This window comes from Sediminibacillus terrae (assembly GCF_009602435.1).
Lineage (GTDB): Bacteria > Bacillota > Bacilli > Bacillales > Amphibacillaceae > Sediminibacillus > Sediminibacillus terrae.
On the sequence record NZ_VZDQ01000011.1, the window covers coordinates 43618 to 64572 of the forward strand.

Genomic DNA, 20955 nt, shown 5'->3' on the forward strand with positions numbered 1-20955 from the left:
TTTTCATGTGGTTTAAACGAAAAAATTTAGTGACAGTGCTTATCCTTTGTCTACTCTTATATTTCAGCATGCGTCTGACCGAATTTGATTTATCAAAATTTCGTGATTTTCGCAATATGATCGATTTTTTGGCACAATGGTTTCCGATGGATACTTCCAAATTGCCCGGTATGATCAGTGATAGTTTGGAAACAGTGGGCATGGCCTTTTTAGGAAGTTTTATCGGGCTGTTTTTCGGGCTGCCAATCAGCTTTATCGCTGCCTGGAACACTTCTCCAACCAAGCCTGTCTACCATTTATCACGATTTGCATTGAGTTTCATGCGCTCCATCCCGGAAATCGTGTTCGGTCTGATTTTGTTGACGGCTTTAGGACTAGGTCCTTTCCCGGCTGTTCTGGCGATTGCATTTCATAATATCGGTGTCCTGGGAAAATTGATTTCCGAGTTAGTAGAAGCCTCTGATCCAGGACCGCAAGAAGCGATGAAAGCGGTCGGATCCAAAAATTGGTTTGCCCATTTATTCAGTATCGTTCCGCAAATCTGGCCGAATGTTCTGTCACACTATTTTTATCGGCTTGAAGTGGCGATTCGGACATCGCTTGTTCTCGGTTTCATCGGCGGCGGCGGTATCGGCCAGCGTTTATTCAATGACTTCAAAACCTTTCAATACTCCTCTGTTTCGCTGGATGTATTGATTATCATGGTCATCGTCATCATTGTCGACTTATTGGGCAGCTATGTCAGAAATCGAGTCATATAAGGAGGTGCGCCAATTGCTGGAATTAAATGGAGTGTCTGTCCGGTATCCCGGCGGTGAACAGGAAGCTTTGTCGGATATAACTTTAACCCTGGAACAGGGCGAATTCGTCTGTATCCTCGGAAAAAGCGGCTCGGGAAAGTCCACCATGATACGATGTATCAACGGGCTGCAAGTACCTACGAGAGGCGAAGTGCGTTGGGACGGCCGACCCCTGTCAAAAATGTCTGAAGAACAATTACGAAAAGTGCGTCGGCAGATGGGAATGATTTTTCAACATTTTAATCTGATTCCCCGCCTGAGCGTCATGCAAAATGTGCTTACTGGTACGTTTGGCTATCGAAGCAACCTGAAAAACCTTATCGGTTGGTTTAATGATCAGGAAAAGCAACAGGCAAAACAGGTAATTGAAGATGTCGACTTATCCAGCATGGCAGATCGGCGAGTCGAGCGATTGAGCGGAGGACAAAAACAGCGGGTCGGTATTGCAAGGGCACTTGTACAGCAACCGCAAGTCATGCTGGGGGATGAACCAGTCTCCAGTCTCGATCCAGGGACATCCAACCATATCTTTTCCCTGCTCGAGCAGATGCATCGAAGACGCCATTTACTGACCATCATCAATGTCCACGATGTTGGACTAGCTAAAAGATATGCGACCAGGATTGTAGCATTGAAAGCAGGGAAAATTATATTCGATGGGAAACCAGAGCAGTTTACTGACCGGGAATATCTTGAGACCTACGAATCCCAAGAAGAAAACGGGAAAACAAAGAACCGGTGAGCTGTGGTTACAACTAAATAGAGGAGGGGAAAAATGGCATATAGTCCATGAATTGCAGATCAATCAAGAGTCGTGTACGACTCAAAGGACAAAGAAATTATCACAACCCTTCCGGAACCGAAGGATAAAACCGTGATGCTGAGCTTTGACGATGGACCAAGCAGTGTACTGCCAGAAATACTAGATATATTAAAGCATGAAAACGTGCCGGCTATGTTTTTTTGGCAATCCAAACTACTCTATCCAGCTAGACCATGGAAAAGATTGATTGAAGAAGGACATCGAGTCGGCACCCATACGATTACACACCCAGACATGACCAGACTCGATTACCAAGCACAATATCGACAGCTGGCCGGCAGTGTCAGAAGTTTGGAATCGATTACCGGTCAAAAAATAACGTATTTCCGGCCACCTTTTGGCCAATATGATGAAAACACGAAACGTGCCGCAAAGGAGCTTGGTTTGACCATAGTACTTTGGAAAATAGCCTCGATTGATTGGGAGCTAAAAGACAATCCCCGGCAAATTGTTGACAATACGTTTCCCAACTTACAGGACGGAGCGATTATTTTGCTGCACGAACTTGAGCAGACAGTTAAAATTCTTCCTGCGTTGATTCAATCCATTAAACAGGAAGGGTATACATTTCAGCTGTTAAGTTAAAGGTCTCTGTCAAATATGGAGGGTGGGGTGATTTTCACTCCACCCTCTCTTTTTCGAAAGGCTAATTAATAGGGGGTGTCCTAAAAGCTGCAGAGGAAATAAGGTCGCTCTTTCCGCGTATGAACGCCCGAACCTCTCACACCCTCTGCGTCACATGAAGTATAAAGGGAGATTACATCAAAAGGTGCCCAACCGTCCATGACGTGGGCACCTTTTTTTGCATTTATGACTCAGCGAAGGCTTTGACCTGCTCCTCCGGCATAAAACCGACAGAACGATCCGCTTCTTCTCCGCCATCTTTTATTTTTACCAATGTCGGGATGCTTTGAACCCCGAACTGTTCAGCCAATTCTGCCGACTCGTCTACATCCACATAGTAGAAGTCCACAGTATCAAGCTGCTCAGAAACGCTTGAGACCACCGGTCTCAACATACGGCAGCCTGGTCACCAGTCAGCTCCGAATTCGAGGATGAGTGGCTTGTCCATCGTATTTGTCAGTTCTTTAAATTGCTCTGCTGTAATCTTTTCAGCCATGGTTACCCTCCTTTTTCTCTACATTCGCCTTGTTTGAAAAGACGGCAAATTAGATATTATCACTTTCACGTTAATTTTTCCACGAAACTGTTTGGTTAAAACAAAATCCAGTTGCATCTTTGGAAAGAAGTTGGGTCATCCCAGCGAGGTGGATAAGTACGTTCCATGAGAATTCCAACCTTCCCCTCTAATTCCAGCAGAGTTCTCAAGAAATCCTGCACTTTACACAATGAAAATGTTGCCAGGCTGTATTTTACTCTTAGATAGCAGTTTTAGAAGAAGCCTTACCACTTTCCGGCTCCTCCTGCAGTTTACGAATTCCAAATCCGCCAGTCACTGGTGCAAGGAAGGCATACAAAGCAGAGAAAACGATGCCGCCCAGGTTGAATATCGCCCAAGGCAGAAATTCAAAGTTTCCTACCCCCAGCGTAGTAGCCATGAAAACGCCAGAAACTGTCCATGGCATCAAAGCTTCCGTGACCGTAACAGAATCCTCCATACTTCGCGACAAGTTGACTGGATGCAGTTTTTTCTTTTTGTAAACGCCTCCATAAATATCCTGAACCAAGAAGTACGTTACCAATGCGTTGGAAGTACAATTTATGACTGCAAAGCCGGTAACCAACGAGGCAGCTACCACACTTCCCACCGAGCGCAAATGGACAATCACCTGTTCCAATACAACATTGAGGGCTTGGGAAACTTCCAGGGCTGATGCAAAGAAAAAAGCGCAAAATACAAAGAATGTAGCCCCATACATAGAGTATAACCCTCCTCTATTGAGTAAATCCTGCATATCTTGTCCAATGATGGAAGCATCGGTGCCTGTTGCTGAAGCGATCATCTCCACGTTAAATCCTTCTACGGCCGAAGTAACCAGATTGTCAACGGTGGCATTCTGGAAAACCAATGCCACTAGCATCGCAGTCAACGCTGAGACAAACAACACTATCAACGGAGATTTCTTCATAAGAGAACCTGCGATCACTATAACAGCCGGGAGCAACACAACGAGATTCAAATTGAACAGTTGTCTTAGCCCGCCAAGCATTTCATCCACATTGGCAAGTTGGTCTGTAGTTGAGTCGATTTGCAGGCCCATCAGGAAGAATACGATGGCCGCTACAATGGAAGAAGGTATCGATGTATAGAGCATATGGCGAATATGTTCGTACAAATTCGCCCCCGCAGCAAGCGAGCTCATGTTGGTTGTATCGGAAAGCGGCGATAATTTATCACCGAAATAGGCACCGGATACGACAGCACCTGCAGTAACAGCCATGGATAAATCCATAGTCTGGGCAATGCTCATCAGTGCCACCCCTATGGTTCCGGCTGAGCCCCAAGAGGTTCCTACACAAGTCGAGACGATGGCCGTCACCAGAAAAGCCATCACGTAAAGATGGGCAGGGTTGATGATTTCCAGTCCATAATAAACAAAAAACGGTATCGTTCCTGAAATCATCCAGGTACCGATCAACATACCAATACTGAACAATATCAATATAGCCGGCAAGGCTTTTTTGATTTTATCACCCATCACTACTAAAATTTCTTCCCATGAACGGCCATAAAACGTCGCAAATAAGGCGAACAAGGCACCAGCAAAGATTAACATCAGTTCAGCCTGATATTTCAATATACCGATCCCGATGATGAAAATGGCTATGGCCAGGCCTATCGGAATCATCGCCATCCCAATCGATGGCCGTTTTGTTTTTGCATCGTTCATTTTTTAACCTCTCCTTTTCATTATTGGATTTCCGCTTTCCCGCTTAAACCCTTAAAAGCTTGTTCCAAATCCTGAATCAATAATTCCGCACCTTCAAGTCCAATCGACAAACGAACCAGTCCCGGGCTCAGTCCTTGTTTAATCAATTCCTCTTCATTCCCCTTTTTCACCGGAGCATTTACCAAGCTTTCAAAACCTCCCCAGCTTACGCCGATTTTAAACACCGATAAATGATCAATAAATCGGGCGACTTGCTCGAAGCCTGCATCTTTTAATTCAAAGCTTAACAAACCAGAAAAACCTTTCATTTGCTTGTCGATAAAACGGTTTTCGAAAGAATGAAGACTTGGATGGTGAATACTTTTTATTTCTTCCTTGCCTTTCAGGTAATCGATCACCTTCAGGCAATGTTGCTGATGCTGCCTTAGCCTGATGGGAAGTGTCCGGAGTCCCCTGATAATCAAGGCTGCATCATGGGGAGACAAAACCGCTCCATTTAGTTGAAAACCAAATTTCGAGATAGTATCAATAAGTTCTTCATTTCCAATTACCGCTCCGCCTACAACGTCACTATGCCCTCCTATATATTTCGTCAAGGAATGAACCGATAGATCGAATCCATGGAGTAAAGGTTTTTGGAAAATAGGCGTGGACCACGTATTGTCTATAGCCGTGATGATTTCATTTTTTTTGGCAATCCGTGTGACTTGTTGAAGATCCACTACTTTCATTAACATGGTTCCCGGGCTTTCTACATAAATGAGCTTAGTAGTCGGTTTAATAGCCTGTTCTATTTCCTCCAGACTATTGCCTACAGTACTATGATCGATATAAAAGCGTTTTAAGTGATCCAACAGTTGTATGGTAGGTCCGTAAATGTTGTTCACAAACAAAACGTGATCACCACTTTGCAGCAAGGATAAAAAGATACTGCTTATGGCCCCCATGCCAGATGCAAAGCACTTACATTTCTCCCCCCTCTCCAGTAAAGCGAGCTTGTTTTCCAGTATTTCTGTCGTAGGATTGACACCCCTCGTATAAACGTAATGTTCGCGCTCTCTTTTCTGCGCTTCCGTGAAAGCTTCAAATGATTCGAACGCAAACAGGCTCGTTTGGTAAACAGGCGGTGACACAGCTCCATGATGGTCACTGAAAGACTCCCCTAATTGTGTGCAGATTTCTTCATCGGTGTAATGCATTTTTTCATCCTTCTTTCTTGCAGGATTTCTGTTTGTAGTAATATGTGTATTTATACTATCATACTATCAACCTGTATGAAAGGTTAAATTTTTCTGATAATTTATCTTTTTATTTCATTCCTTCTTGCTTCTCCATCTCTTATTTGCTTTTTTGCTATAATGAAGGTAATTGATTTGCGAGGTGCTTATTACATGAAAACAGTAAAGAAAAAACGGCTATCCGAAATGGTAGCCGATGAAATTAAACAGTATATTAAAAATGAAAACCTTACTACCGGAGATCGGCTGCCTGCTGCGGCCGAATTAATGAGTGCTTTGGGGATTGGCCGATCCACTCTCCGCGAAGCACTGCAATTGCTTGAATCACAAGACATTGTTGAAGTATTGAATGGAAAAGGGACATTTATAAAAGACGCAAAACCTTTTTATATCAGGACTGCTTTCGATGTGGAAAATGAAAAGAAATTTTTACTGGATGCGCTTGATGTCCGAACGGCTTTAGAAGGAAAAGCTGTTGACTTGGCGGTCCACAAAGCGACAAGTAAAGACATTTCCATCATGCGGCAATTTTTATCCGACTATGTAGATCACATTAAAGAAGGTGAACGAGAGCAAGCAAATCGCGCCGATGCCGGATTTCACCGGGCTTTATATGAAGCAGCCAACAATCCGTTACTTACCAGTATTATCGATTCTGTCTGGGACACTTTCCACCAATTCTGGAATGAGCCCTTTGGCCAGGATGATATTTTCGATCAGAGCTATCCTTTTCATGAAGCTTTGTTGGAAGCAATCCAGAAGCGAGACACGGTTGCTGCAGCAGATTCATTCCAAAAGATGATGGAGTCTGTCAAAACGAGTATTGAGAAATATCGGGAATGATTACATAGCTAATCCTTCACAACAATTACTAACCAAACGCACTTAATGTATGCTACCAATGAACAGGAAGTGGCTATTTCGAGCCTCTCTGTCAAATGCGGTGGTGCTCCCTTTATAAAGGGAATAAACCTGCGTGCCGTGGACAAGCGGATCGAGCCTCCCACAAAACCTGCTGTGCGTTCATAACTTATTTCTGCTGACACGCTATTCCGCACTGAAGCGCCATGTTGCTTCCTGATTGATTTTCTCTGCTACTTCAACAAAAAAGCCAAACCGACTGTTTGGAGAGCCGGTTTGGCTTTTCGCGATTACCGTTGGATGGGCGGCAATCACTCAGACACCTTGCAAAGAAAAGAGGGAGACACAAACTTTCGGAACAAAACCTGCAGCTAACCACCAAATGGCGGATGGCAGAGGTTCCATTTGGTCTGCAGTTATGTTCTGTGAGTCAAATGTAACACAGGCTGTTGGTCTCCGCTTCGTTATTGTCATAACATCTGACAAACTTTTTCGATTTATTTATTAAAATCCATTTTCCAACTGAAGTAATCATTTGATGCATTTTTTTGGTAGCTTAAATAGGCGTTGAATTTTTTTCCTTTTTTACTTGTCAAGCCTTTTACATATACTCGTCCATTTTTCAACAATGCTTTTACTAACGTTTTGGTCGCCCGTTTCCGCATTGTCGCCAAGTATTTGTCATTTTTCCAAACGACAAACTTACAGCCGCTTTTCCAATTACTGCAACCAAATCCTTTGCTGCCTTCGACAACCTTGCTTCCACATACAGGACATTTCCCAAGCACCTCTCTAGATGCTTTTTGCCGGACAACCTTATTTATCGTCACTTCCGTTTCCTGCTTAATCGTGCCTACAGATTGCTTGGTAAAAGTGAACACCGTTTGCAAAAAGCGGTCCTTATCCATATTGCCTTTTTCGATATCCGCAAGGGACTTCTCCAATCTTCCAGTGAATTCTAAATCAAACAACCGGTCAATCGGAAAGGTTTCCACAAGTTTGTTTCCAAGCTCGGTGCATATCAAATTTTTTCTTTGCATCGTAATATAACCTACATCTTTCAATTTCTTTATTGTTTCCGCCCTTGTCGCCGGAGTACCAATGCTAAAGCCGGACAGCACTTCTGTCATTTCTTCTTCCTCACCTTGTCCTTTCTTCTTCGGGACCTTGCCGCATGTTTCCATTAATCGTAACAATGTTTTTTCAGTGTGAGGTTTGGGAGGCTTTGTCACATGGGAGGAAACTTCACTGTCCTTAACGGTGACCATTTCTTTGGATTCTACGTAAGGAAGGATCGTTTCCTTTGACTGGATACTTTCTACCTGTTTCCATCCCGCTTTCAACTGTACTCTGCCCTTTGTATAGAACAAGCCCGGCAATTCCGGTTCTTTTACTTTAGTATAGAGCCTCGTTTCTTCGTATTCTGCTACCGGCATGAACTGCATGATAAATCTGTTTTTAATTGCCTGATAGACGAGTTCCTGGTCCTTTGTAAGCCGTTTTGGTTTTAAATAAGTAGGCATTATCGCACTATGACTTTCCACTTTTGCATTGTTGAAGACTCGTTTTGACTTCGAGAAACGGATTTCTTCCTTGTACGGAACGTCTTCAGCCAACGTTTTCAATACCGCAGCAGCTTTTCCAGTCAGGCTTTCATCCAGAGCTGTGCTTGCTGTACGGGGATAAGTGATCCACTTCTTTTCATAAAGGGATTGAGCGACTTTTAGCACTTTATCTGATGTCCATCCGTTGTATCTGTTTGTCATATACCCCTGTAAATTGGACAAATTGAACAGGAATGGAGGGAACTCCTTCTTTTTCTCCACTTGTTTATCTATGATGGTGGCTTGCTTGTCCGTAATGTCATCGGCGATGTCCTCAAGAGGCTGCTTTTGCTTGAATTTTTCTTGTTCTTTTTCATGATACACACCTTGAAACGTATCCCCGGACTTTGCGGTAAAAGTCGCGGTCAGCTTGAAATAATCCTCAGGGACGAATGATTTTATTTCTTTATCCCGGTCATAAATGATTTTCAATGTCGGCATCAGAACACGGCCGATATTAAGTGCTTTCCCACTTCCCTGCTGGTATTTGAGTGTAGCCACAGAGGTCAGATTGATACCGATCACCCAATCCGCCCATTGGCGACTGATTCCTGCATCTTGCAGCGGTCGCAACTTATCGTTGGGTTGCATGTTTTTTAGTCCGCGAAGCACTTCTTCTTTCGTCCACTCATTGATCAATAATCGGTAAACCGGTTGTTGCGGTTGGATATAATTGATGATGCTGTCACCAATTAACTGGCCTTCCCGGTCATAGTCACACGCAGAGACGATTGCTTCCACGTCGGGCAGCTTCATCAAGCGCTTAATCACTTGAAGTTGTTTTTGGGCCCCTCCATCGGCCCGATTGCGGTTGCGGATGTCCGTTTTCACTTTATACAGAAACTTCTCCGGTATGAAAGGAAAATTTTCCATTCTCCATTTTGTCATCGAACGGTCGTAATCTTTTGCATCATATAATTGCAACAAGTGACCAAATGCCCAAGTAACCAAATAGTCATTGCCTTGAAAGTAACCATCCAGTTTTGTTCGTATATGCAAAGCGTCTGCAATATTTTTCGCCACAGAAGGTTTTTCAGCTAAAATCAATTTCATATGTCATCACCCATTTTCACTTTTTTCGGAGGAATGTATAGCGGAACGGATTGTGAAGGGAATGCAGAAGGGGAATACTGTCTAAACTCCATGTAATGCTCCTCCATTATAACACGGACAACCAATCACAGGAACGCACGTTTGCATTTTCGTTTTATCTTTTTCTTCGGGAAAGTGCAAGCTCCTTTTCCATTTTCTTTTCATTCAACTGTGAATATTCATCTATAAGTTTTTCCGGAGAAGGGGCCTCATCTTGGCCGCAGTGTCGTACTCCAACTCGCTTGCCGCAAATGAAGATGTATCATTCAAGCTATACCGCTTGTTTGCTAAAAACAGTAAAAACATGAAACCAACGACTGTGATAAGAACCTAAAGAAAAAACCGGAATCCCTGAAAGATTCCGGTTACGCTTATTACCAAAAATGTTTGTGGTCTTCCTGTTTCCTCAAAACTACGGCATAGACAACCGTAGAAAGGACCGCAAGCAGTGTTACTAGAAATGTGTTTTTCAACCTACTTCCCTCCCTGAGCGTTTTGATGATTAGTTATTAAAATGGACGAAGTTTCCCTTTTTTCAAGACAAGCTTTGGTCCGCCAAGCATGAATAAATAACGGTTATCAATGACATTCTTCATGGCACGGGCTGTTTTTCCATACAATTTATAGCCGGAGAATACACTTCCCATTGCATGGCTGCCGCCCAATGAAGCCACCGTCCCTTTGTTATCAAAAACGAAATCTTCCAGCTTGCCGCCACGCAGCAATGCAGCAAGGTTGTCGGAAGCAGTGTCAGCTTCCTGGATAGCAAGTTGGGCGGTCGGAGGATATGGACGATCGTTTTCTTTATCCATTACCCAGGAACAGTCGCCCAGAATAAAGATATTATCATGGCCCGGCACACGCAGGTCGCCGTTTACATTGACTTTGCCTTTGAACACTTCAAAACCGGACTTATCCAGTATAGAGCTTCCTTGTACACCGCCAGTCCAGACAATCGTGCCTGCTTTAATTTCTTCGTTGTCGTCACCCACAATAAATGCATCTTCTCTGCATTCCTGGATTTTCGTGCCAATACGGAACTCTACACCACGGTCTTCCAAAGATTTACGGGCATAAGCAACAAGCTCTTCATCAAATCCAGGGAGTATCGAAGGTGCAGCCTCTACATTAATGATACGGGCTTTACTGCGATCGATATCGTATTTCCGGCAGAGTTCCGGCACTTTTTCTGCTAGCTCTCCGACGAATTCGATTCCGGTGAAACCAGATCCACCTACAACGATGTTCAGCGCCTCGTCGCTTGTTTCTTCCCCACTGCTATACCGGGCAAACTGATGCTCGATATGTTCACTGATCAAGCGGCTTTTATCCACACTTTCAATTGACAGGGAGTTTTCTTCCATTCCGGGAATCCCGAAAGATGCCTTCTCGAATCCTAAGGAGAACACCAAATAGTCATATTCCAGCTCACCGTTTTCCAGAACGACGCGCTGCTCATCTTTTTTCACTTCCTGTACTGTATCGAAGACAAGTCTCACACGGTTCGTATCGATAACATCACTGATAAGCATACGGACTTTGTTGACATCGATCGTGCCCGCAGCAACTTCATGAAGCCACGTGGATTGATAATGATAATTATGCTTGTTGACCAGAATAATGTCTGCTTCTTCTTGGCCTAGCTTTTGTGTCAGTCGTTTAGTCGTCATCATGCCGGCATAACCAGCACCAAGAACGACAATTTTCGGTTTGTTGCTCATATTCATCGTCCACCTTTCTCTTTTATATAAAAGTGCAATACCTCCAATGAGGAACACTTAAAAGCAGGATAAATCTACCATTTCCAGAATATCAAAGACTTCTATTTGCCAACGCTCGACGAAGCAAGAACATTACATCCTATGTATCTTCCAATCCGTGAGCACACACCCATGGGCAAGAGGCAATATTCCTTATGCTACTATCTTCACAAACATAAATCTTTTCCTTTGTTGTGTCAAATAATTACCTTTCATGACAAGGGATTTGTCGTTATGATTTCGTGAAGCTAGCAATCTGTCATATCTTGGCCCTGGCATGTTTAACCGCCATCGTATATTTGGCAGCGACTTGTTCAATCTGAGTGAAGTTCCCTTCTCTGATCGCCTGATTGTCGACAAGATTTCCACCAGCTCCGACCGCAGCTGCTCCCGCTTTGATGAAATCGGCAGCATTTTCTATCGTAATGCCTCCGGTTGGAATCATTGTGATATCAGGTAATGGTCCTTTGACATTTTTGAGGAAAGAAGGACCAACTGCCGAAGCTGGAAAAACCTTGACGATATCGGCGCCCAGCTTAACCGCTCTCATCGCTTCTGTCGGAGTCATGATTCCTGGAACAGAAACTTTGTCAAGAGCAACGGTTGCCTCGATTACTTCTTGTTCGAGAAGCGGACTGACAATAAACTGTGCCCCATGTTCTATGGCTGTTCTTGCGGAGGCCGCATCTAGAACCGTACCGGCACCGATCACCGCTTTCCCGGCGAACTTATTGCTTAGACTTTGAATGATTTGATTGGCATTTTCAGCATCAAGCGTTACTTCAAGTACATTTACCCCCCCGTTTATCAGCGATTCAGCCACTTTCTCTACATCTTTTCCCGGTACTTTACGAATAACAGCTATGACCCCATTTTCGACCATTTTCTTCATTATTGCAGCTTTTTCCATTTTTTCTGCCTCCTTATTGTTCAGCGCAAAATCTCCTTGTTTTCCTGCTCGCGATCGACTTGGTGCCAGAAAGGATATCCTTCCACATCACCGGCGACGGACAAAGCATAGGCCCCTATGCGGTTCCCCAACTTAACGGATTCGGCAAGCGTCCAACCACGAAGCTGTCCCGATATAAAGCCTGCTGCAAAACCATCTCCGGCTCCAACGGTGTCTATAATCCTGTCTACTTTGTACCCCTCTACATAATCGGCTTCCCCCTTGGCAGCATAATAAGCACCAGCTGCCCCGAGTTTAATGACCACCACATCTGCACCGTTCTCCAACAGTTCTTCAGCTACTTTTTTTTCCTCGTTGTGGCCGGTCATCAGCTCGCCTTCATCTATTCCCGGAAGCACAATATCGCTTAGAGCTGCTATTTCCATCAACGTCTTCGCCGCTTCCTGTTCGGACCACAGCTTCAGACGGAGATTGGGGTCAAACACCACTTTTAAACCGTTCGCTTTAGCCAGGCGGATTGCTTCCAGGACTGTTTGTTTACAAGTTTCGCTTAAAGCTGGCGTGATGCCCGTCACATGAAGGTAGGCCGCCTGTTTTATGTATTCTTCATCTAGATCATCAGGTGTTAATCCGCTGGCAGCGGACAGTTTTCGATAATAATATATTTTCGGATCGCCTGCAGAAAGCTTTTCTTTAAAAAAAACAGCTGTCGGCAATTTTTCATCAAAGGAGACCTTCGATGTATCGACGCCTTCACCGCGAATGAAATTGCGGACAAACAAACCGAATTCATCGTTACCGAGCCGGCTGATCCAGCCTGCTTGATGCCCCAACCTCGTCAAGGCTATCGCCAGGTTTGACTCCGCCCCGCCGACGGTTTTATGGAAGCCGCTGACATAACGGAGCGGTCCTTCTGTATCCGGTGTGAATAGAACCATGCTTTCTCCTAGAGTTACCACATCCATGCCAAAATCCTCCTTTATTTTTTTGCAAGCAATACTTGAATGTTTTTTCCTTTTAGCTTCTGGTGAAAAGTCTTATCCAGACGATCATCCGTGACTATGACATCTACCTGGGCAATGTCGGCGAACTGGATGAGGGCCACTTTGCCGAACTTGGAAGAATCAGCGACAAGTGTCACTGTATCTGCACATTCTACGATTTGTTTTTTCCAATCTGCATGCAAACTGGTGAATACAGATAATCCTTGCTCCACCGATACACCCGTAGCTCCAAAGAACACCCGGTTTACATGCAGCTTTTGCAGAAACTCGGTCGCCTGTGTGCCAAAAAGAGAGCTGGAATCGGCAATCCTCTCTCCACCCGGAACCAGAAGCTGCACTTTCGGTTTGGCTTGCAATACGTGAGCGATATTCAAATCATTCGTGATGACAGTGACATCCTTGTCTCCTAGCTGCTTGGCGATTTCCACTGTCGTACTGCCTCCGTCCATCAGGATTGTTTCTCCTGGCGAAATCAATTGAACTGCACGTCTTGCTATCGCTTGTTTTATCTCGTTTTGACTGGACTGCCGTTCCTCGATCGGCAACAATCGTTCCTCTGACTCCACCAACATTGCTCCGCCGTGGATCCGGGTGAGCAACCCGCGGCTCTCCAGGGTTTCCAAATCGATTCTGATCGTCTTTTCGGTAACCCCTAATTGTTTGCTAAGAGCTGATACCTTGATAATCTTCTCTTTCTCCAGTTCAGCTAATATCTGTTGATAGCGTTCAATTGATAGCATATCAACCCTCCTGCAGTTACACATATTTTTAACCTACCATAATCGAGATAGAATGTCTTCATAGAACCTCTAGCGTTTTGCTATCTAAGCTGCTGTATAAGCCAGGCATAGGACTCGCTACCATCGACTTCATGACCGCCGTCGTGAATATGAAAATCAAATGCTCCTGGTTTGCCGTTTTGCTGATAAATCATTTCCAATTGCGAGATAGCAAGGCGGGCACTTTCTACTGGAAAGAGTAGATCTTTTTCTCCCGATTCTATAAAAAACGGGCGCGGCGATATGAGTCCTAGCAAGCCTGGCAACTCAGATAGTTTTAGAATGCCAGGAAGATAGTTGTCCAGGCAATGAGGCTGCTGCAGAATGCTGTCCCGAAACAGACCTGGATACCCCGCCAACACCGTCGCCTTCAGTCTCTCGTCTAAGATCGCTGTAAAACCAGCTACTGCAGCCCCGCCGGAAAAGCCAAATACTCCTATATTACATGGAAGAACATCATCAAAGGATGAAATGACATCTAGTAACTTTCCGGTTTCCCAAACCCTGGCACCTAGAAGTGTTTTTCCTTGCATTAAAAACAAACGGGCGAGCCGCTCACACGACTTGTCTTTCCCTTCCTCGGCATCTATTTGAAAAATCCTTTCCCCAATGCCCAATAATGCCGGTACGAACACTTTACACCCCTGTTCCACCAATTGTAATGCATAGTCTGCCTGATTAGCTGAAATGGACTCGGTTTTCCCTTGTTTCGTAAGCCCGATGATTTGTTTGGGACCATAACCATGTCCGTGCAGGGCAAGGACAACTGGATAAGCCGCTTTTTCCTGCCTGGGTGTAAGCACATAGAAAGGAACCTCAAGCTGATTGCCTAATCGAACATGCATTCGTTCCCGCCGATAAGAGTCAAATTGCTCGACATCTTCAATTACAGGGCTCGACGTCGCTTTATCCCACTCGGAAAAATCCCCCAACAACTCTTTCAGTTTCTGTTTCAGCTCAAAGCACTTACTTTGATACTGTTCAAGCGCTGGTTTCTCAACGGTGTTCCTTGTATATTCATCATTGAAAAACCGCTCTAATGTCTTCCCCATTTTTTCCAACTCCCCGATCATGTCTTCTTTTAATTAGCTGTTTCCGGGAAAAAGTTATTTCTCAGCTCAGGATAGTACATGCGGCATTATTACGACACACTCCTTCCGCCTGGAGCTGATGATGTAGAACTTCAAGGAAACGCAAAAGACGTTTGTAATAAAAATCCGATTCACTGTTTAGAAACAATGAACCGGATAAGGCTCGCTCAATTTTCTGTTGGAAAGGGTTATTTTAGTTCATCCATGGATACGCCGTCCATATCGGTAAATGTGTAATTTTCCCCTGCCATCGCCCAAATGAACGTATAGTTGTTGGTACCTACACCAGAATGGATGGACCATGGCGGTGAAAAAACGACTTGTTCATTTTTCATGACAATGTGTCTCGTTTCATCCGGTCGTCCCATAAAGTGAATGACACGGGAATCCTCCTCCATATCAAAATATAAATATGCTTCCATGCGGCGGTCATGAAGATGCGGTGGCATCGTGTTCCACATGTTGTTCGGCGCCAGAAGCGTCATCCCCATCATAAGCTGACAGCTTTGGATACCACCGGCATGGATATATTGATAGATGGTCCGCTTGTTGGACTGGCTGTCAGAACCCAAATGATTAGGCGTTGCTTCTTCAATGGCGATTTTTTTGGTCGGGTATTGTTTGTGGGCGGTCGCAGAGACAATATAAAACCGGGCAGGACTACTGCTATCCTGGCTGGCGAAAGTTACATTCTCATGTCCGAGACCAACATAGACACAATCCCGTTTGTTCAATTCATACTTTTCTCCGTCAACTGTAACTATTCCGGTGCCATCGGCGATATTGATAATCCCCACTTCCCGTCTCTCCAGAAAATATTCTGTTTTAAGAAGATCGCCGGCTTCCAGCTTTAGCGCCTCTTTTACCGGTACTGCCCCTCCTGTGATCAGACGATCATAATGAGAGTAAACAAGGTTCAATTCTCCGATGTTAAAAAGGTTTTCCACTAAAAACTCTTTTCGGATTCTTTCTGTGTCGTAATGTTTCACATCTGTTGGATTGGTCGCATGCCTGATTTCCATTTCTTTTTCCCCTCTCCTTAATTTTTTATGAACTCATCCATCCGCCATCTACGCATAGCACATGGCCATTCACATAATTGGCAGCGTCCGAGGCAAGAAATACCACGGCACCTTTTAAGTCATCCGGGGTTCCCCATCTGCCTTGCGGGATTCTCGATGTAATGAAAGCGTTACGTTCACTGTTTTCTCTAATTGGAGCTGTATTATCCGTGGCCATATATCCAGGAGCGATAGCGTTTACATTAATCCCTTTGCTCGACCACTCATTGGCGAATGACTTCGTCAATCCGGCAACAGCGTGCTTACTAGCTGTATAGGCAGGCACCTTCAAGCCGCCCTGAAAGGATAACATCGAAGCTACATTGATGATTTTTCCTGAACCATTCTCCAACATATGCCGTCCCAGTTCCCTGCTCAGCTGAAAAACTGCATGCTGATTGATATCGATTACTTGATACCAGTCTTCGTCTGTAAAATCCTCCAAGTCCGATCGACGGATAATCCCGGCATTATTGACGAGAATATCAATGGTTCCTCCTAATTCAATCGCTTCATCGGCAAGCTCGACTGCAGCCCTTTGGCGGGATAAGTCTTTGTTCAAACCATGGAAGGTTCGACCGACGGCTTCCACTTTCGTTTGGGTCTCACGCAAATCGCTTGTCCCCGTTCCGATTATGTTTGCCCCAGCTTCTGCAAGACCGACGGCCATGCCCTGGCCAAGTCCCCTGGTGGCACCCGTCACTAGTGCGGTTTTACCTTTTAATGAGAATAGTTCGCCCATAACCAATCTCCTCTCTTGTTCCGTATCATTATGTTCGTTTTTGTTCGATATAGTTTGATTTTAACAAAGAATTGAAAGGATAACAAGACATATTTTCACCTTCGCCCTCATTCACGATAACGAAGAGTAACTTTTTTGAAGCATTTGCGATATTGTACTCTTCATCCCCACAGAAAGGATTTGCTGGACATATTTGCCGACCGTCTGTGTCAGCTGCTCTATTTCGTTTAAGTCTTCGTCCCAAATGGCACGGTTCCCCAAAACGGAAAAAACAAATTCCTCGACACCGACCTTTTCCAGTCGGTATTCTTCCCAACTTTTCGCCAGTGCCTTGCTGACAACCTCACCTTCGCGAGTTTGATAGTTTTGCCCATTCCTTACGCCGACAATCCCGGTATCGTTGATATGTACCGGACGATAAAAGACGAGAATGGCCGCCAGGGCTAGAACCACGGATTCGGGAATACGTCCTGTTTTCTCAGTGTATTTGATTAGAGTGGGAAGTAGTCTGGATTTGAATTTGGCCACGGCATTCATACTGATATCTTGAAGATAATGTCGATTATACGGATTCAAAAACCGGTGTTTTACCTCCTCGGCATAATCAAGTTTTTCCTGTTTGGCGAAAGGAAGTGTCTCACCGATTTCATCAAATCCACATTCGACAAACATGCGAAGCGTTTCATCCTCCATGACATCCAGCACCGTATCTGCACCCGCCAGATAACCAGCAGAAGCAATCATTGTGTGAGGCCCATTCAGTAAACGGACCTTCAATTCCCTGTATCGTTCTATATCTCCCCATTTAACATTCAAACCGGCTTGATCCAGGGGAAACACTTGCTTTATCTCTTCAGATCCGTCAATACAAAATAAATGGTATGGCTCTCCCACTGTAAGAAAGGTATCTTCATAGCCGAGCTTACTTGAAAAATCTGCCGCATTCGATTTTGGATATCCTGTAACAATCCGGTCGACCAGCGTATCGTAAAATCGATTGGCAGTTTCCAGCCACCGTAAAAAACCTTCAGACAGATTCCAATCCCTTGCAATCTGTTTAACAATACATTTAAGCTTTCCGCCATTTTCCTCGATCAGCTCACAAGGAAGGATATGCACACCTGCATTTATGTCACCTGAAAAGTATCGATAGCGATGGTAAAGAAGAGCGGTTAGCTTTCCGGGAAAGGACATCGGCGAGGAATCATGCCGATAAGGTTCTTGCACATAGGTGATTCCCGCCTCGGTAGTATTGGAAATGATTAATTCCAACTCTTCAGATGCAGCCGTTTCCAGTACTTGCCCCCATTCTTCATAAGGATTGATTCCTCTGGAAATAACAGGAACCACTTCTGCTTCGTCCACTTTCCTTCCATCGGAAATACCGCGAAGTATTGTGGTATAAAGCCAATCCTGTTCTTTAAGTTTCGGAAGTACACGCCCATGCGGGGTTGGCTGAACGGCCACTACGGAACCATTGAAAATTCCTTGTTTGTTCATCTGGTGGATCATCCAATCCACAAATCCGCGGAGAAAATTCCCCTCCCCGATTTGCAGCACTTTTTCCGGGTGTTTTTTGTCAGATTTTCGGTATGTCTGTTCAGTAAACGATTCCTCCAGGGCTCTACAATTTAATTTGACCCCCATGCTTTCCCTCCTCTTTTGAATGTCCGTCTATAAAATAACACCGTCTTTAAATATCGAAATTTCCTTAAAACCAAATTTTTCGTTGTTCGTCTGTTTGCTGCCTGAAGCGAGCTCGACTATATAATCAAAAAATTCGTCCGTCAGTTCTTCTTTGCTTTTTCCTTCTACCAATGCACCTGCGTTAAAATCGATCCAGTTCTTTTTCTTCTCGGCGAGGGCTGAATTAGTGGAAATTTTCACTGTAGGGACCGGACCGCCAAAAGGGGTTCCCCGGCCAGTCGTGAAGAGGACAAGATGTGCTCCGGCAGCCGCTAGTGCTGTTGTGGAAACCAAATCGTTTCCAGGCCCCTGAAGCAAATTCAACCCTTCAGATGCCATCCTTTCTCCATATGGCAATACATCGACAACCTCCCCGAATCCGCCTTTCTGCACATTCCCCAACGATTTCTCTTCCAGCGTGGTAATCCCGCCTTGCTTGTTTCCAGGTGAAGGATTTTCATAAACATTCTGGTCATGGCGCAAAAAATATTCCTTGAAATCATTGACTAGATCGACGATTTTATGGAAAGTTTCATCGTCTTTCGCTCTGCTCATCAATATTGTTTCCGCCCCGAACATCTCTGGAACTTCGGTCAGGACGGTAGCACCACCCTGCTGAATCAGCTTATCTGAGAAGGCGCCGAGCAGCGGATTCCCGGTAATACCCGAAAAGCCGTCCGATCCGCCGCATTTCAGTCCGACCTTCAATTTGGAAACTGGTAAAGTTTCTCTTTTGAAGGAACGGGCATAATCAGCCAGTTCATCAATCAAATCCAAGGAATGCTCGATTTCATCAGTGGTCTCTTGCACACTGATGAATTTGACTCTGTCTTCGTCGAAATCCCCTATCACTTTTTTAAACTCAGCTATATAGTTGTTTTCACAGCCGAGGCCCATTACCAGTACACCTGCGGCATTCGGATGATGCACTAGGCTGCTCAATAATTTCTGTGTATTATGCAGATCATCTCCAAGCTGGGAACAGCCAAATAGATGCGAAAAGTGAAAAACCCCGTCAATTTGTTCATCTTTGTGCTGTTCATTGGCCATTTTCGCCACGACTTCTGCTGTTTTGTTAATACAGCCGACTGTGTTGATGATCCAGATCTCGTTTCGGATGCCGACTTCTCCATTTTTTCTGACATAACCTTGAAAAGTTCGTTCCGATTGTCCCTGACTCGTTACTTTATCTGTTGTCGGCTGGTATTCATAGTCCAATGTCCCCGACAAATTGGTCTCGACATTATGGGTATGCACCCACTCTCCGATTTCAATCGGGCTGGATGCCTTGCCAATCGGATAACCATATTTGACAACGTTTTCATTTCGAGGTATAGGTTTTCTTGCGAGTTTATGTCCAGCCCGGACTGCCTGCTGGACAATGATTTCTTCCCCTTCGATTATAATGGATTCTCCCGGAGTCAAGTCCCGAAGGGCTATTGTTACATTGTCACGCTCATGTATCACGATAGTGGACTCACGCATGTTTAACCTCCTGTATGATTAATTTGAAAAATAATAACAACGTTGTTATTATTATAGAGTGCAACGAATATTCTGTCAATGGGAGCCTGGTGGCTGGCTGCCTTCTTCCGTATCTTGGCTTCGTTGTCTCCTGCACCCTGCCGTTATATACTTGGTATACATTTTAATCATAATGGAGGAACATTCATGGGCGTCACGATTAAAGATATAGCAAAATCTGCAGGGGTCAGTTACTCCACCGTCTCTAAGGCATTGAGGGACAGTCCCCTGGTGAAAGAACCTACCAAAAAACGCATTATCGAGTTGGCAGAGCAGCTAGGATATCAACCCAATGCCGCAGCCCGCAGCCTTGTATCGAAAAGGTCACATACCATCGGCGTTGTCTGGCCGACAATTGAGCGGGCCGCCCATGCTGCATTGGTCACGAGGTTGAACAAACAATTGGAGCAGTTATCCTATACGACCTTGATTTCCATCAATGAATTAGAGGACGCTGTGAAGACCTTTAACAGGTATCAGGTCGACGCGATTCTCACTTTCGAAGAAGGAACCAGTCAAACGGACCTGGATACGTTGGTGCCAATGGTTACTTATGGCATTGCCAGCGGCAATACGCCATATCCGGTCATTGATGCCAACCGCCATAAGGCCATCAAAGCAGCAGTCGAGCACTTGATTAAGATGGGACATCGACACATCGGTTATGTAGGTGATATGCAAGATAAAGACCGACTGCAAGCCGACAAAGTAAGTGGATTCCAATCGGCTGTTTCTTCCGCTTCGCTACCGGTAACCGGACGGTTGATTCAAGTATCTGGACTGGAACAATATGACGGGTATGCCGCAGTAAAAAACATGGTGCAACAGCATGAATTGCCTACTGCGATTGTCAGCGGAAGCCACGATTTGACAAAAGGTATCCTGCGCGCTTTTCATGAGCAGGACTTGCGAATTCCAGAGGACATTTCCATTATCAGTTACGATAATCTTCCTCAAAACGAAGGAATGGAAGTATCTTTGTCGACCGTCGGTGTACCGCTGGATACTGTTGCCGAAAAGCTCGCAGAAGCATTGATGGCAGCCATTGAGGAAAAGCCTTTAGAATCAGCCATTTATTTGGAACCCGAGTTGAAAATATCCGGTTCTTGCCGGCAGTTTCCTTGATCG

General features: G+C 44.7%; 18 protein-coding genes. 5 read left to right on the top strand and 13 right to left on the bottom strand.

All coding sequences use genetic code 11. From position 1 onward, the window contains the following. Positions 1-5: 5 nt before the first annotated feature. From phnE to F6X55_RS02830, 3 genes are all read left to right on the top strand, one after another. The gene (gene phnE, locus F6X55_RS02820) at positions 6-761 is read left to right on the top strand and encodes a phosphonate ABC transporter, permease protein PhnE (protein WP_026570594.1); all 756 of its coding nucleotides are present in this window, start codon (positions 6-8) and stop codon (positions 759-761) included. A 13-nt stretch (positions 762-774) separates the two neighbouring features. Then, complete coding sequence (gene phnC / locus F6X55_RS02825) at positions 775-1542, top strand: phosphonate ABC transporter ATP-binding protein (protein ID WP_026570595.1); 768 nt, start codon at positions 775-777, stop codon at positions 1540-1542. Positions 1543-1614: 72 nt separating this feature from the next. Then, positions 1615-2208 carry a polysaccharide deacetylase family protein gene (locus F6X55_RS02830; protein ID WP_337189814.1) on the top strand — a complete coding sequence of 198 codons (594 nt, stop codon included), beginning with the start codon at positions 1615-1617 and terminating at the stop codon, positions 2206-2208. 223 nt (positions 2209-2431) lie between these two features. Here F6X55_RS02830 and F6X55_RS02835 read toward each other — a convergent pair whose 3' ends face one another. From F6X55_RS02835 to F6X55_RS02845, 3 genes are all read right to left on the bottom strand, one after another. After that, positions 2432-2638 (bottom strand): thioredoxin family protein, encoded by a 207-nt coding sequence (locus F6X55_RS02835; RefSeq protein WP_161629535.1) that lies wholly within the window; start codon positions 2636-2638, stop codon positions 2432-2434. A 364-nt stretch (positions 2639-3002) separates the two neighbouring features. Beyond that, the gene (gene nhaC / locus F6X55_RS02840) at positions 3003-4475 is read right to left on the bottom strand and encodes a Na+/H+ antiporter NhaC (RefSeq protein ID WP_153461862.1); all 1473 of its coding nucleotides are present in this window, start codon (positions 4473-4475) and stop codon (positions 3003-3005) included. Positions 4476-4495: 20 nt separating this feature from the next. Continuing rightward, positions 4496-5674: a trans-sulfuration enzyme family protein gene (locus F6X55_RS02845; protein WP_153461864.1), complete on the bottom strand. Its 1179-nt coding sequence runs from the start codon at positions 5672-5674 to the stop codon at positions 4496-4498. 192 nt (positions 5675-5866) lie between these two features. Between F6X55_RS02845 and F6X55_RS02850 the strand changes: the two genes are divergently transcribed. Then, positions 5867-6556 (top strand): FadR/GntR family transcriptional regulator, encoded by a 690-nt coding sequence (locus F6X55_RS02850; protein ID WP_026570599.1) that lies wholly within the window; start codon positions 5867-5869, stop codon positions 6554-6556. Between the two features lie 515 nt (positions 6557-7071). Here F6X55_RS02850 and F6X55_RS02855 read toward each other — a convergent pair. The 10 genes from F6X55_RS02855 to F6X55_RS02900 form a co-directional block, all read right to left on the bottom strand. After that, positions 7072-9231, bottom strand: coding sequence for a type IA DNA topoisomerase (locus tag F6X55_RS02855; RefSeq protein ID WP_153461866.1), 2160 nt, complete (start codon positions 9229-9231; stop codon positions 7072-7074). A gap of 548 nt (positions 9232-9779) precedes the next feature. After that, positions 9780-10991 (bottom strand): NAD(P)/FAD-dependent oxidoreductase, encoded by a 1212-nt coding sequence (locus tag F6X55_RS02860; protein WP_026570601.1) that lies wholly within the window; start codon positions 10989-10991, stop codon positions 9780-9782. A gap of 298 nt (positions 10992-11289) precedes the next feature. Next, positions 11290-11940 carry a bifunctional 4-hydroxy-2-oxoglutarate aldolase/2-dehydro-3-deoxy-phosphogluconate aldolase gene (locus F6X55_RS02865; RefSeq protein ID WP_026570602.1) on the bottom strand — a complete coding sequence of 217 codons (651 nt, stop codon included), beginning with the start codon at positions 11938-11940 and terminating at the stop codon, positions 11290-11292. 20 nt (positions 11941-11960) lie between these two features. Beyond that, the gene (locus F6X55_RS02870; RefSeq protein ID WP_153461868.1) at positions 11961-12905 is read right to left on the bottom strand and encodes a sugar kinase; all 945 of its coding nucleotides are present in this window, start codon (positions 12903-12905) and stop codon (positions 11961-11963) included. A gap of 14 nt (positions 12906-12919) precedes the next feature. Next, complete coding sequence (locus tag F6X55_RS02875; protein WP_026570604.1) at positions 12920-13684, bottom strand: DeoR/GlpR family DNA-binding transcription regulator; 765 nt, start codon at positions 13682-13684, stop codon at positions 12920-12922. Positions 13685-13764: 80 nt separating this feature from the next. Beyond that, positions 13765-14775 carry a dienelactone hydrolase family protein gene (locus F6X55_RS02880; protein ID WP_037329053.1) on the bottom strand — a complete coding sequence of 337 codons (1011 nt, stop codon included), beginning with the start codon at positions 14773-14775 and terminating at the stop codon, positions 13765-13767. 227 nt (positions 14776-15002) lie between these two features. Beyond that, positions 15003-15836 carry a 5-dehydro-4-deoxy-D-glucuronate isomerase gene (gene kduI, locus F6X55_RS02885; protein ID WP_153461870.1) on the bottom strand — a complete coding sequence of 278 codons (834 nt, stop codon included), beginning with the start codon at positions 15834-15836 and terminating at the stop codon, positions 15003-15005. A 25-nt stretch (positions 15837-15861) separates the two neighbouring features. Further along, positions 15862-16617 (bottom strand): 2-dehydro-3-deoxy-D-gluconate 5-dehydrogenase KduD, encoded by a 756-nt coding sequence (gene kduD, locus F6X55_RS02890; RefSeq protein ID WP_026570606.1) that lies wholly within the window; start codon positions 16615-16617, stop codon positions 15862-15864. Between the two features lie 111 nt (positions 16618-16728). Continuing rightward, entirely contained in the window at positions 16729-18264 is a 1536-nt protein-coding gene (locus F6X55_RS02895; protein ID WP_153461872.1) for a tagaturonate reductase, read from the bottom strand. 27 nt (positions 18265-18291) lie between these two features. Continuing rightward, a complete protein-coding gene (locus F6X55_RS02900; protein ID WP_153461874.1) occupies positions 18292-19788 on the bottom strand; it encodes a UxaA family hydrolase in 1497 nt (498 codons plus the stop codon). A gap of 186 nt (positions 19789-19974) precedes the next feature. Between F6X55_RS02900 and F6X55_RS02905 the strand changes: the two genes are divergently transcribed. Then, positions 19975-20952, top strand: coding sequence for a LacI family DNA-binding transcriptional regulator (locus tag F6X55_RS02905; protein WP_026570609.1), 978 nt, complete (start codon positions 19975-19977; stop codon positions 20950-20952). Positions 20953-20955: the final 3 nt, after the last annotated feature.

Bases quoted from the DNA above. Each gene is read 5' to 3' on its own strand.
- phnE (WP_026570594.1), top strand. From the start codon at position 6: ATGTGGTTTAAACGAAAAAATTTAGTGACAGTGCTTATCCTTTGTCTA.
- nhaC (WP_153461862.1), bottom strand. From the start codon at position 4,475: ATGAACGATGCAAAAACAAAACGGCCATCGATTGGGATGGCGATGATT.
- F6X55_RS02845 (WP_153461864.1), bottom strand. From the start codon at position 5,674: ATGCATTACACCGATGAAGAAATCTGCACACAATTAGGGGAGTCTTTC.
- F6X55_RS02850 (WP_026570599.1), top strand. From the start codon at position 5,867: ATGAAAACAGTAAAGAAAAAACGGCTATCCGAAATGGTAGCCGATGAA.
- F6X55_RS02855 (WP_153461866.1), bottom strand. From the start codon at position 9,231: ATGAAATTGATTTTAGCTGAAAAACCTTCTGTGGCGAAAAATATTGCA.
- F6X55_RS02860 (WP_026570601.1), bottom strand. From the start codon at position 10,991: ATGAGCAACAAACCGAAAATTGTCGTTCTTGGTGCTGGTTATGCCGGC.
- F6X55_RS02865 (WP_026570602.1), bottom strand. From the start codon at position 11,940: ATGGAAAAAGCTGCAATAATGAAGAAAATGGTCGAAAATGGGGTCATA.
- F6X55_RS02870 (WP_153461868.1), bottom strand. From the start codon at position 12,905: ATGGATGTGGTAACTCTAGGAGAAAGCATGGTTCTATTCACACCGGAT.
- F6X55_RS02875 (WP_026570604.1), bottom strand. From the start codon at position 13,684: ATGCTATCAATTGAACGCTATCAACAGATATTAGCTGAACTGGAGAAA.
- F6X55_RS02880 (WP_037329053.1), bottom strand. From the start codon at position 14,775: ATGGGGAAGACATTAGAGCGGTTTTTCAATGATGAATATACAAGGAAC.
- kduI (WP_153461870.1), bottom strand. From the start codon at position 15,836: ATGGAAATCAGGCATGCGACCAATCCAACAGATGTGAAACATTACGAC.
- kduD (WP_026570606.1), bottom strand. From the start codon at position 16,617: ATGGGCGAACTATTCTCATTAAAAGGTAAAACCGCACTAGTGACGGGT.
- F6X55_RS02895 (WP_153461872.1), bottom strand. From the start codon at position 18,264: ATGGGGGTCAAATTAAATTGTAGAGCCCTGGAGGAATCGTTTACTGAA.
- F6X55_RS02900 (WP_153461874.1), bottom strand. From the start codon at position 19,788: ATGCGTGAGTCCACTATCGTGATACATGAGCGTGACAATGTAACAATA.
- F6X55_RS02905 (WP_026570609.1), top strand. From the start codon at position 19,975: ATGGGCGTCACGATTAAAGATATAGCAAAATCTGCAGGGGTCAGTTAC.